Origin of the sequence: Cypionkella sp. (assembly GCF_034376685.1) — a bacterium.
Taxonomy (GTDB): Bacteria; Pseudomonadota; Alphaproteobacteria; order Rhodobacterales; family Rhodobacteraceae; genus Cypionkella.
In genome coordinates this window covers 1-11,585 of the sequence record NZ_JAXMJJ010000070.1, presented here as the reverse complement: position 1 = coordinate 11,585, position 11,585 = coordinate 1, and the positions used below count along the sequence as shown (strand labels likewise).

Annotated in this window: 12 protein-coding genes; 8 read left to right on the top strand and 4 right to left on the bottom strand. The window is 58.8% G+C overall.

The features are described from left to right. On the bottom strand, window positions 1-792 hold a 792-nt coding region (locus tag U1A24_RS13415), incomplete at its 3' end, for a hypothetical protein (RefSeq protein WP_322322476.1). A 258-nt stretch (window positions 793-1,050) separates the two neighbouring features. Here U1A24_RS13415 and U1A24_RS13410 point away from each other — a divergent pair. The 3 genes from U1A24_RS13410 to U1A24_RS13400 all read left to right on the top strand — a co-directional run bounded on the left by U1A24_RS13410 (window position 1,051) and on the right by U1A24_RS13400 (window position 4,588). After that, window positions 1,051-2,967 (top strand): glycosyltransferase family 2 protein, encoded by a 1,917-nt coding sequence (locus U1A24_RS13410; RefSeq protein ID WP_322322475.1) that lies wholly within the window; start codon window positions 1,051-1,053, stop codon window positions 2,965-2,967. Window positions 2,968-3,041: 74 nt separating this feature from the next. Next, on the top strand, window positions 3,042-3,857 hold the full coding sequence (locus U1A24_RS13405) for a hypothetical protein (protein ID WP_322322474.1): 816 nt from the start codon (window positions 3,042-3,044) through the stop codon (window positions 3,855-3,857). Then, on the top strand, window positions 3,854-4,588 hold the full coding sequence (locus tag U1A24_RS13400; RefSeq protein ID WP_322322473.1) for an FkbM family methyltransferase: 735 nt from the start codon (window positions 3,854-3,856) through the stop codon (window positions 4,586-4,588). Before U1A24_RS13405 ends, U1A24_RS13400 begins: the two co-directional genes overlap by 4 nt. A 42-nt stretch (window positions 4,589-4,630) precedes the next feature. On the opposite strand, the gene rnhA is transcribed toward U1A24_RS13400, so the two are convergent. The 3 genes from rnhA to U1A24_RS13385 all read right to left on the bottom strand — a co-directional run bounded on the left by rnhA (window position 4,631) and on the right by U1A24_RS13385 (window position 6,847). Then, window positions 4,631-5,092, bottom strand: coding sequence for a ribonuclease HI (rnhA, locus tag U1A24_RS13395; RefSeq protein ID WP_322322472.1), 462 nt, complete (start codon window positions 5,090-5,092; stop codon window positions 4,631-4,633). A gap of 1 nt (window position 5,093) precedes the next feature. Next, on the bottom strand, window positions 5,094-6,059 hold the full coding sequence (ispH, locus tag U1A24_RS13390; protein WP_322322471.1) for a 4-hydroxy-3-methylbut-2-enyl diphosphate reductase: 966 nt from the start codon (window positions 6,057-6,059) through the stop codon (window positions 5,094-5,096). Window positions 6,060-6,274: 215 nt separating this feature from the next. Next, window positions 6,275-6,847, bottom strand: coding sequence for an NYN domain-containing protein (locus U1A24_RS13385; protein ID WP_054008140.1), 573 nt, complete (start codon window positions 6,845-6,847; stop codon window positions 6,275-6,277). A 141-nt stretch (window positions 6,848-6,988) separates the two neighbouring features. Between U1A24_RS13385 and folK the strand changes: the two genes are divergently transcribed. From folK to U1A24_RS13360, 5 genes are all read left to right on the top strand, one after another. Next, window positions 6,989-7,570: a 2-amino-4-hydroxy-6-hydroxymethyldihydropteridine diphosphokinase gene (gene folK / locus U1A24_RS13380; RefSeq protein ID WP_322322470.1), complete on the top strand. Its 582-nt coding sequence runs from the start codon at window positions 6,989-6,991 to the stop codon at window positions 7,568-7,570. 74 nt (window positions 7,571-7,644) lie between these two features. After that, window positions 7,645-7,998, top strand: coding sequence for a DNA-directed RNA polymerase subunit omega (gene rpoZ, locus U1A24_RS13375; RefSeq protein WP_322322469.1), 354 nt, complete (start codon window positions 7,645-7,647; stop codon window positions 7,996-7,998). A gap of 27 nt (window positions 7,999-8,025) precedes the next feature. Further along, window positions 8,026-10,143, top strand: a complete 2,118-nt coding sequence (locus tag U1A24_RS13370) for a bifunctional (p)ppGpp synthetase/guanosine-3',5'-bis(diphosphate) 3'-pyrophosphohydrolase (protein WP_322322468.1) — start codon at window positions 8,026-8,028, stop codon at window positions 10,141-10,143. A gap of 55 nt (window positions 10,144-10,198) precedes the next feature. Further along, entirely contained in the window at window positions 10,199-10,915 is a 717-nt protein-coding gene (locus tag U1A24_RS13365; protein WP_322322467.1) for a DUF2062 domain-containing protein, read from the top strand. A 45-nt stretch (window positions 10,916-10,960) separates the two neighbouring features. Further along, the coding region (locus U1A24_RS13360) for a pyridoxine 5'-phosphate synthase (protein WP_322322466.1) at window positions 10,961-11,585 on the top strand (625 nt) is incomplete at its 3' end.

Here is an 11,585-nt window from a genome sequence, read left to right as displayed (position 1 = left end):
TTCTTTCAGTACCCTAGCCCGACGATAATGCACGGTGAAAATCTCACGATCCTGCGGCAGCGCATCGCCGCGCAGTTTGCCGCCAAGGATAAAGTGTTGTTCTTCCGGTAGAATATTCCACTTCAATCCCGATTGTTGGATCGCAAGCGGCAGGCTGATCTGATCAAGATAGGGTCGCTTGCCGGGCACATCCGGGTGCGCATCAAGGGTCTGTGCGACATCCATCCAGACCTGCGGAAAGCTGCGGCCATCGGGGCTGCGATACTGTTCAGGGAACGTGAACAAACCTGAACTAAAATACGGTATGCGCTGACGCTTGCCAGACTGGCGCATCAACTTGATGCGCTCTTCCGGAATCTCCATGCCGCAGGCTGCATAGATCAGCGTCCAATCGTCAGTTTTACCCCAGTTCATCGAGGCCGCAGGCGTCAAGGAAACCGAACCCTCCATGATGATGCTTTCAACCCGGTTGGGGCGCAGGCACAGGATGTCGCTGTCAAAAAATGCCGAATATTCGGTATCGCGCGGCTCCATCGTCGCAAGAATTTTATTGCCATGCGGATAGGCTGGCGAGAACCGACCCTCAACCACAAACGGGCGCACTTCGCAGCCCATCCGATGCAGCACTTCTTTGACATTTGGCGAGACCTGATCAAGCTTTATGTCGGGGCAGTAGCCGACCAGCGCGACCTGATCGCCAAACTGTTCGCGCAACGACGCCGCGAGGTAACAGGCCATCAGTTCATATTCTGGCGGCTCAACGATGAAAAACACAGTTAATTTTGGGGTCATGCGCCTGCTCTGTCGGGGAAACTACGACGGTTTCGGCAGATTAAGCCGCTTCGTGGCGCAAAGTCACGCATTTGAGCTCAGGCTTGAGAAATACTTCGCGGATTTCGTTGCTAAATTGGAAACAGTTGTCTGCTATGACACAGTTGTGCATCGTTTTCTGATTGGCCTTGCTGGCGGAATCCGGCCTGCCCTATGTTGGGGCGCAAACAGGGCGGAGCGGCGGGTCAGAGGCTTCGCGGCGTAGCGGCAGGGCAGGGCGTGAAGGCGAAACAGGGTAAACAACCGGAAGGCATTGCGCCTCTTGACGGGCGGCCCAAGGGGGCTGGCGCGCGCTGGGGCACGGTTGATTTTCCGTTGAAACGCCATGACAGCCCGCATGGGCAGGTGACTGCCGTGTCGATGATGAAAGACGAAGGCGCCTATGTGATCGAATGGGTGGCCCACCATCTGGCAGTCGGGTTTTCCGATCTGGTGGTCTATACGAACGATTGTTCGGATGGCACTGATGATATGCTGATCCGGCTGGAAGAACTGGGCCTCTGCCACCATCGCCGCAACGACATTCCCGAAGGCATACGGCCGCAACCCTCGGCGCTGAACTACGCGCAGGAAGAGCCGGTTGTGCAGCAGTCCGACTGGGTGATGGTGTTTGACGCGGATGAGTTTCTGTCGATCAGATACGGCGACGGCACGCTCGATGACTTGCTTGCGGCGACCAAGGCGCAAGGCGCGAATGGCATCGTTGTGACCTGGCGGATTTTCGGCTCGGGCGGGGTGGTGGATTGGTCTCGTGCCCCGGTGACCGAACAATATCTATGGGCCGCGCCGCAGACCTGGAACAAGGGCTGGGGCGTGAAGACGCTGTTCACCTTCAGCGCTGACAAATGGAAACTGGGCATTCATCGCCCGAAAATGAAGACAAAATGGCATGAAACTGATTTCCCGGATCAGGTGAAATGGCTGAACGGCTCGGGTCGCGAGATGGAGGATTACTTCAAGTTTCGTGGCTGGCGCTCGATCACCCGCACGGTGGGGTATGACTGGGTGCAGCTCAATCACTACGCGGTGAAATCGGTCGACAGTTATGCCATTCGCAAGATGCGCGGCAATGTGAACAATAAGGCGGATAAGTACAATTCCGACTATTGGTCGCTGCAAGATCGCAATGAAGTGCGCGATGATACCATGCTGCGCTACACCAATTTGCGCAACGACATCATTGCGCAATTGCTGCAAGATCCGGTGCTGAATCGCCTGCACCATGCGGCGATCGCGCGGGCCGAAAGCCGATTGGCCGAGTTGCGGCAGACCGAGGCCTATCACGAACTGGTGGCTGATCTCGCCAAAGCCTCCGCCGTGCCGATCACCCAGATCGTCGCCAAACCGCCGCAAGCACGGGATAAAGAGAAGATCGCGGCGCTGATGTCCGATGTTGAAAAGCGCCGGGGGGCCAAAGCGAAGGCTGATCGGCAAGCCATGCCGAAAGATCCGGTCGAGGCGGTGCCGATGGGGTCATATCAGTCGGGCGTCGTTAACCTTTCGCAAGACGCGACGGTAGACATTTACCAAAATCACAGCATGAAACTGCCCGCTGACCCGCGCGTTTTCACGGATTCGGCCTTGCCGCTGATCCAGTCTGGCAAGTTTGAACGCGGCCTTGCGCGGCGGATGCCGCAGGTTTTGGCCGAGCACGCAAAGGTGTTGGAGATTGGCTCTGCGGCGGGCTTTCTCTCCGGGCACTGCGCGAATATCAGACCCGATCTGACCTTCAATCTGCAAGAGGATAACCCGGCGCTGCGGCAGATGCTGGGTGTGGTCTGCGCGCTGAGCAACCGCAGCTTTAATGATCGTTTTATCTTGATAGATCAAATCCTTGGCCATGATCCGGCGGCGGGTGTTTTGGCGATGATTGTCAGCGTGCAGCCTGATGCTCTGCTGCTGTCTGACCCAAAGCTTGACCCGGATCTGCTGCAAAAACTGCTGCCAATGTTGCCCGCCCCGGCGCCCACGCAGATCTTCCTTTATGGTCGGCTGTTGGAGCAACATCATCCACGCTTGCCCGAGATAGAGGCCCTGCTTGGCGCGCTTGGCTATGTGCCGGACTATGGATTTGATGCCAATATCGCCCGAGGGTTTAGGTTGGCCGCGCCAACCGATCCAGACGACCCGAGTTAACCAATGTCAGATGCTGGACAGCCTTACGGCTCTGCGGCATTGTTCCACATAACGAAACAAGCGAGGCAGTAACCATGTCCACCCCCGTTCGCAGACCCGTCGCCTCGCTTTGGATTGGCGAAAAGCTGCATTATCTGAACCAGCTTTGCCTGCTCAGCCATGTCGCACAGGGTCATCCGACCACGCTTTACTGCACCGACAAGGTGACGAATGTGCCTGATGGCATCATCGTCAAACCCGCCACCGATATCATGGCGATTGATATGGATATCGTGCGGCAGACTTCGGAAAGCTTTTTGTCCAACGTGTTTCGCTACAAGATGATCGAAAAAACCGATGCGGTGTGGATCGATTGTGATGCGTTCTGTCACAAGCCCTTCCCGGATGAGATGCAGAATATCTATGCAGGTCATGGCTTTAGGGGGGCACTGAACTGTGGGGTCGTCTATATTCCGCCGCAGGGCGCGTTGATCAAGCAATTGCTGGACTATTATGAAAACCTGCCGGATGCCCCGGCGTGGTTTAACAAGCAGCAACGCAAGCGGATCGAAAAGCAAGACAGCAGCCTGCCGCAAGCCGTGCGGATCTATAACGCCGAGCGCACCGCCTTTGGCCCGCAGGCCTTCACCTATTTCGCGCAACAGACCGGTGATTTTGAAAAGGCGCTAACCTCGGATTACCTTTATCCGGTGCCGTTCCAGTTGAACGACGTGTTCTACGACCCCTACGGTCGGGTTGAGGGGCATTTCACCGACAACACGTTGTCGGTGCATCTTTATACCAACGGCACCAAGCCGTATTGGCGCAAAAATCCCCCTATGCCGAACTCTTACGCGGCGCGGATGTGCGCGCAGATTGGCGTCGATGCGTCCAAGGCGCTGGAGGAATGACCGAGCCAGACGAGGCGCAGGAGCCGCAGGTCAAGAAGGGCAAAAAAGACCGCGCAACCAAACCCTTGCCCTCGACCCCTGATGAGATAGAGGCACTGATCCGCCGCCAAAAGCGCAACCAGCGCAAGGCTTGGGCGGAAGGCTATATGACCGCGATCACTGCGATGCTCCGGGCCGGCGATCTGGTGATGGATTGCGGCGCGAATATGGGGGTGGTGACGGAGCTTCTTGCGGCGACCGGGGCGGATGTGCTGGCCTATGAGCCTGATCCCTATGCGTTTTCCATTCTTGAAGAAAAGTTCGTAAACACTCCGAATGTCACTTTGATCAATGCTGCCGTCGGGGTGGGGGCAGGCACGATCCGGTTGATGCGGGCGGATAATTTCGGCGACAATCCCGATGGCGCTTCGGTCAAAAGCACCATTCTGGATGGCGGTCGGCGGATTGATGCGGAAAACGCGGTTGAGGTGACGCTGCTCGACTTCCCGACGCTGGTGCGCGAGCATGTGGCAGCGCGGGGCGAGATTGCTTTTATCAAGATGGATATTGAGGGTGCCGAGTTGGACATCCTCGAAACACTGGATCGTGAAGATTTGTTCACAAACATCCGCGCGCTGGTGGCCGAGACGCATGAGCGCAAATTCAAGGATCTGCGCGAGCGTTACAAAGTACTGCGGGAAACAGTGGCTGCGAAATATCCGGCGGGCAAGGTCAATCTCGACTGGATCTGACGCAGCCTGCCGCGCGCGGCCTTAGGCCAGCCGCTTATCACGCTACAGTTTGACCGGCTTGAACGGGGCCATCCCGGCGCGCGCCAATTCATCGGCCCGCTCGTTTTCGGCATGTCCCGCATGGCCCTTGATCCAGCGCCAGATCACCTTGTGTTTGGCTTGCGCCGCGTCAAGCCTTTGCCACAGATCAACATTTTTCACCGGGTCTTTGCCAGAGGTCTTCCAGCCGTTGCGCTTCCAGCCGTGAATCCACTCGGTCACGCCATTTTTCACATAGGCGCTATCGGTCACGATGGTCAGCTCTGACATCCGTGTCAAAGCCTCCAACGCGGAAATCGCCGCCAGCAATTCCATCCGGTTGTTGGTGGTATGCGCCTCGCCGCCCGACAGCGTGCGTTCCTTCACCACAGCGCCGCCTTCACGCGCCAGCATCAACACGCCCCAGCCGCCGGGGCCGGGGTTGCCTGAACAGGCCCCGTCAGTATAGGCAAACAAATCCGGCATATCAGACACTTTCCCGCAAGATGCGCGGCACTTTGAATTCGATGTTTTCTTGTGCGGTTTCAACCAGTTCCACCGTGGTGTCAAACCGCGCGCGGAAGGCGTCGATCACCTCATTGACCAGCACTTCCGGTGCCGAAGCCCCCGCTGTGACACCCACCGAAGCGATGCCTTCCAGTGCCCGCCAGTCAATATCGCTCGCCCGCTGCACCAGTTGCGCATAGGTGCAGCCTGCCGAACGCCCCACTTCAACCAACCTGCGTGAATTCGAGGAATTCGGCGCACCAATCACCAACAGCGCGTCGATCTTGCCCGCAATCGCCTTCACCGCCGCTTGCCTGTTGGTGGTGGCATAGCAAATATCTTCCTTGTGCGGCCCGATAATGGCCGGAAACCGCGCCTGCAAGGCAGCGACTATCCCCGCCGTGTCATCGACCGACAACGTGGTCTGGGTGATATAGGCCAACCGCCCCGGATCGCGCACCACCAGCCCCGCCACGTCGTCAGCGGTTTCCACCAGCAGAACCTCACCTTCCGGCAATTGTCCCATCGTACCAATGGTCTCCGGGTGGCCCTGATGGCCGATCATCACCATCTGCAAGCCCGCTTCGGAATGTCGTTGCGCCTCGTTATGCACCTTCGTCACCAAGGGGCAGGTGGCATCCACCGCGATCATCCGGCGCGCTTCTGCCGCCGCTGGCACCGATTTTGGCACGCCGTGGGCCGAGAAAATCACCGGGCGGTCCACCGGGCAATCGTCGAGTTCCTCGACAAACACCGCGCCTTGTGCCCGCAGCGCATCGACGACGAATTTGTTGTGCACGATTTCATGCCGCACATAGACCGGCGCGCCCCATTTTTGCAGCGCCAGTTCGACAATCTTGATGGCGCGGTCAACACCGGCGCAAAATCCGCGGGGGGCGGCAAGGTATAGGGTTAATGGCGGCAGGATCGGGGGCGGCAGGGTCATGGCGGTTCTCATCTTTGGGTTAGACCTAAGCTGCCACGCGGGCCTCGTCTAGTCTTGCGGCTGAAAGTAATACGGTCGCGTCGGAAGATTGCGCAGATCTGGGCTGATCCATCCGTCCGCCCTGCCATCCAACGCCCGGCATAGCAAAAGCCGAGGCAGTTTCCCGCCCCGGCTTTTCATTAAACACACCAGAAGTCTGGGGAACTTCCGTCACTTCACTTTACGTCAACGGCCACTTCATCACGTTCCAGACGCGGCTCGCGCGGCGGGCGGCCGATCACGTCGCGCAATTCATCCAACTCGATGAAATTGTCGGCCTGACGGCGCAACTCGTCTGCGATCATCGGCGGTTGGCTGCGGATGGTCGAGACCACCGAAACCCGCACGCCCTGTCGTTGCAGACTTTCCACCAGCGGGCGGAAATCGCCGTCGCCCGAGAAAATCACCACATGGTCAACGCGCGGGGCCAGCTCCATCGCATCGACGGTCAGTTCGATGTCCATGTTGCCTTTGACCTTCCGGCGGCCTTGGCTGTCGGTGTATTCCTTGGCCGGTTTGGTAACCATGGTGAAGCCGTTGTAATGCAACCAGTCAACCAACGGCCGAATCGGCGAATAGTCGTCATTCTCAAGCAGAGCGGTATAGTAGAACGCGCGCAGCAACTTGCCACGGCGCATGAACTCTTGACGCAGTAACTTGTAGTCGATGTCAAACCCAAGTGCCTTGGCGGCCGCGTAAAGGTTTGAACCATCAATGAACAGCGCAAGCCGTTCGTCCTTGTAAAACATAAGTCTTCCCCTCGAAAACAAATCGCCAATCGCGCTATCGTGAGTGGTCTACCTAATGTAGATGGTCGGCGGCGAATAAGATTGAATAGCAGGGTCGCCGCGGGGCGAGCAAGCCAATCTCTCGTGAGGATAGCAGTTACCATGTCAACAGAAAAGCACGCTCTGGTTGCGTTTGGCGCAAATCTGAATTTTGGCGATTTGTCGCCAAAGGCAACAATTCTTGCCGCTATAGCGGAACTTGACCGGGTCGGCTTGCCGGTGACCCGGCTGAGCACCCTGTATCAAACGCCATGTTTCCCCGCTGGGGCAGGCCCGGATTATGTGAATGCTGCAGCTGTTGTGACGTTACGTCACGCAATGGGTGCGGCTGACATATTAACTTGTTTGCATACGGTAGAGGCGAAATTCGGACGTGAACGGGTGCAGCGTTGGGGCATGCGCAGCCTTGATATTGATCTGCTGGCCTTGGGCGAATCAGTGTTGCCGGATGCTGAAACCTATCTGCACTGGCAAAGCCTGCCACCCGAAGATCAACGCCAACTTGCCCCCGATGAGTTGATCCTGCCGCATCCCCGGCTGGCTGATCGCGCTTTCGTTCTGGTGCCGCTTGCCGATGTTGCCCCCGACTGGCAGCATCCGGTCAGCGGCCTGACGGTGGCGCAAATGCTGGCGGCGCTTCCGGCCAAAGATCGCGCCGAAGTCGTCCCTCTGGCATCCACTTGATTATGCCCTTGTCAAGCCTTGGCATCGCGCCTAAATAGGCCACTTCAAAGCCCCCATCCCTACTGGAGTCTTTCATGGCCCGCGTGACGGTTGAAGATTGCGTTGACAAGGTTCCTAACCGGTTCGAACTTGTCCTGCTTGCGGCCCATCGGGCACGCGAAATCCAGTCCGGCTCTGCCGCGACTGTGGATCGTGACAACGATAAGAACCCGGTGGTGGCTCTGCGTGAAATCGCCGAGGAAACCCAGCTGGCTGATGCCCTGCGCGAGCGGATGATTGAAGGTCACCAGACCCAGATCGAAGTCGACGAGCCGGAAGAAGATCAGATGGCCTTGTTGATGTCTGGCGAAATTGATCGCCCGATGCAGGACGATATGTCAGAAGAAAAGCTGCTGCGCGCGCTGATGGAAGCGCAAGGCGAGCTGTAAGCCTGTATAAGGCCTTGTGGGGCGGTGATGATTGACGTTGAAGACCTCATCGCCCTCGTTAAGAACTACAATCCACGTTGCAATTCTGAACTGATCCGCCGGGCTTATGCCTACGGCGCGGCCATGCATGAAGGTCAGATGCGCAAATCGGGTGAGCCGTATTTCACCCATCCCGTCGCCGTCGCCGCCATCCTGACCGAGCAACAGCTGGATGATGCCACCATCATCACGGCGCTGTTGCATGACACCATCGAAGACACCAAATCCACCTATGCCGAGGTCGCCAAGCTGTTTGGCGAAGAGGTGGCCGAGCTGGTCGATGGCGTCACCAAGCTGACCAACCTGCAACTGTCCAACACCGAATCGCAGCAGGCCGAGAACTTCCGCAAGCTGTTCATGGCGATGTCGAAAGACCTGCGGGTGATCCTGGTCAAGCTGGCCGACCGTCTGCACAATATGCGCACCATCAAGTCGATGCGGCCGGAAAAGCAGGCGCAGAAGGCGCGTGAGACGATGGAAATCTATGCGCCTTTGGCGGGCCGCATGGGTATGCAGTGGATGCGCGAAGAGCTTGAGGATCTGTCGTTCCGCGTGCTGAACGCCGAAGCCCGCAACTCGATCATCCGCCGCTTCCTGACCTTGCAGCGCGAATCGGGCGATGTGGTGCATCAGATCACCGCCGATATCCGCACCGAGTTGGAAAAGGTGCAGATCGACGCCGATGTGTATGGCCGCGCGAAAAAGCCCTACTCAATCTGGCGCAAGATGCAGGAAAAAGACCTCGCGTTTTCGCGGCTGTCCGACATCTACGGGTTTCGGGTGATCTGCGCCTCGGTGGCCGATTGCTACCGCATTCTGGGGGTGATCCACCAACGCTGGCGCGCGGTGCCGGGCCGGTTCAAAGACTACCTCAGCCAGCCGAAAACCAACGGCTACCGCTCGATCCACACCACGGTGTCGGGGCGGGATGGCAAGCGGGTGGAGGTGCAGATCCGCACCCGTGAGATGCACGAAGTGGCCGAAGCCGGCGTGGCCGCCCACTGGTCTTACCGCGAAGGCGTGCGCGCCAAGAACCCGTTTGCCGTCGATCCGGCGAAATGGATCGCCGCGATGACCGAACGGCTGGACGAGGGCGATCACGACGAGTTTCTCGAAAACGTCAAACTGGAAATGTATTCCGATCAGGTGTTCTGCTTCACCCCGAAGGGCGATGTGGTGCAACTGCCGCGCGGGGCCACCCCGTTGGATTACGCCTATTCCATCCACACCCGCATCGGCAACTCCTGCGTGTCGGCCAAGATTGACGGCATCCGTGTGCCTTTGTGGACGCGGCTGAAAAACGGCCAGTCGGTCGAGATCATCACCGCCGAAGGCCAGCGCCCGCAGGCCTCGTGGATCGACATCGTCACCACCGGCCGCGCCAAGGCGGCGATTCGGAAATCCCTGCGCGAAGAAGATCGCGGCCGTTTTGTCCGTCTTGGGCAGGAACTCGCCCGCGCCGCCTTTGAACATGTTGGCAAAAAAGCCACCGACAAGGCGTTGCGCACTGCGGCAAAAATGCTTGGAATGCCCGATGAAGCCGAACTGCTGGCCGCCCTTGGTTCGGCAGAACTGACCGCCCGCAAGGTGGTTGAAACCCTCTATCCCGAACTGGTGCAACGCGGCACGGATGAGGTGGAATCCGCCCGCGCCGTCATCGGTATGCCGGATGATCAGACCTTCCGCCGCGCGACTTGCTGCCAGCCTTTGCCTGGCGAACGCATCGTTGGCATCACCTATCGCGGCCAAGGGGTGTTGATCCATGCGATTGATTGCCCCGCGCTGGAAGAGTTTGAAGAGCAGCCGAATCGCTGGGTTGATCTGCAATGGCACGCAGGCCGCCATGCCGCCACGAACACCGTTGCGCTGGATGTCGCCATTTCGAACGATGCGGGCGTTTTAGGTCGGATTTGCACCTTGATCGGCGAGCAGAAAGCCAACATATCTGATCTGCGTTTTACAGAACGTAAACCGGATTTTTACAGACTTATCATTGACGTGGACTTGCGCGACGTTGAACACTTGCACATGGTGATGACGGCGCTAGAGGCCGAAACCGATGTCGCACAAGTGTCGCGGCATCGTGATATGACACGCAAGCCTTAACGGATTATCCGGCAAGGCACACGCCAACAAGGCAGGAAGGAAGCGGGGCCGCCCTATGGTCTTCAAACGTCGGAAACCGCTTGGATGGCTCGCCTGGTTGCGTGAGATGGTCTACCCGAGGGGTGGTTTCAAACGCGCGACCCGCTACGTCATCCATCGGATGAGCCGCCTGCCCGATGATCCCCACCGTATCGCGCGCGGCATCTTTGCAGGCTCGCTGATCGGCTTTCTGCCGCTGCCCGGATTGCAATTTGTCGCCGCTTGGGGCGCTGCCCGGCTGGTGCGCGGCAATGTTCTGGCGGCCTTGCTTGGCACATTCAACACCAACCCGCTGACCACGCCGTTCTTCGCGGTCTTGGCGATGACCTTCGGCCATTGGATCATGGGCGTGCAGGAACCGCTCAGCGCGGGTGCAATCGGCGAAGCCTTTGCCCATGCCGGAACCGATCTGTGGCGTAACGTCGTGGCGATCTTCACGCCCGAGACGATGCACTGGGGCGGCCTGATCCGCTTCTGGCACGAAATCTATGTGCCCTATTTCATCGGCGCTCTGTTGCCCGGCATCGTGATTTCGGCGGTGGCCTATTACCTGACCATCCCCTTGGTGCAGACCTATCAAAAGGCCCGCGCCGCCAAGGCCGATGATCGGCGCGAACGGCGGCACCGCCTGAAAGTCGCTGTGGCCGAAGCGAAAAACCGTCTGCTGCACCGCGCCGAGAAAGACAGCGAAAGCCGCGCTGCCGGAGATGACAGCAGCGCAGGCGCAAAGTAAGGTCGCCGCAAAGTAATCTGATCAAAACCACAAAGGACTCTGGCGATGGCACATCTCGCGCGGCAACGGCTTGGCATCAATATCGACCACGTCGCCACCGTGCGCAACGCCCGTGGCTCGGTCTGGCCTGACCCGTTGCGCGCTGCCCTTCTCGCCGAAGCTGCTGGGGCCGATGGCATCACAGCACACCTGCGCGAAGACCGCCGCCATGTCCGCGACAGTGATATGGAATCGCTTGCCGCAGGCCTTGGCATTCCGCTGAATTTCGAATGCGCCGCTACCGATGAGATGGCCGCGATCATCCTGCGCCTGAAGCCCCACGCCGTCTGCCTTGTGCCGGAAAACCGCGCCGAGCGCACCACCGAAGGCGGCCTTGATGTCGCCTCCGACGCCAATCGTTTGACCCATTTCATCACACCGCTGCGCGAAGCGGGCTGCCGGGTGTCGATGTTCATCGGCCACGATCCCCGCCAGATTGAGGCTTCCGCCCGCATCGGTGCCGCCGTGGTTGAACTCCATACCGGCCATTATTCCGACCTGCATGCCGAAGGCCGTCTGGCCGAGGCCGAAGCAGAACTCGACGCCCTGCGCAAAGGCGCGGCTTTCGCCCACAGTCTCGGCCTCGAAGTCCACGCCGGCCACGGCCTGACCTATGACAACGTCACCCCGA

Excerpts from the sequence above, each read along its gene's own strand:
- U1A24_RS13405 (WP_322322474.1), top strand. The coding sequence starts at position 3,042 with ATGTCCACCCCCGTTCGCAGACCCGTCGCCTCGCTTTGGATTGGCGAA.
- U1A24_RS13400 (WP_322322473.1), top strand. The coding sequence starts at position 3,854 with ATGACCGAGCCAGACGAGGCGCAGGAGCCGCAGGTCAAGAAGGGCAAA.
- rnhA (WP_322322472.1), bottom strand. The coding sequence starts at position 5,092 with ATGCCGGATTTGTTTGCCTATACTGACGGGGCCTGTTCAGGCAACCCC.
- ispH (WP_322322471.1), bottom strand. The coding sequence starts at position 6,059 with ATGACCCTGCCGCCCCCGATCCTGCCGCCATTAACCCTATACCTTGCC.
- U1A24_RS13385 (WP_054008140.1), bottom strand. The coding sequence starts at position 6,847 with ATGTTTTACAAGGACGAACGGCTTGCGCTGTTCATTGATGGTTCAAAC.
- folK (WP_322322470.1), top strand. The coding sequence starts at position 6,989 with ATGTCAACAGAAAAGCACGCTCTGGTTGCGTTTGGCGCAAATCTGAAT.
- rpoZ (WP_322322469.1), top strand. The coding sequence starts at position 7,645 with ATGGCCCGCGTGACGGTTGAAGATTGCGTTGACAAGGTTCCTAACCGG.
- U1A24_RS13370 (WP_322322468.1), top strand. The coding sequence starts at position 8,026 with ATGATTGACGTTGAAGACCTCATCGCCCTCGTTAAGAACTACAATCCA.
- U1A24_RS13365 (WP_322322467.1), top strand. The coding sequence starts at position 10,199 with ATGGTCTTCAAACGTCGGAAACCGCTTGGATGGCTCGCCTGGTTGCGT.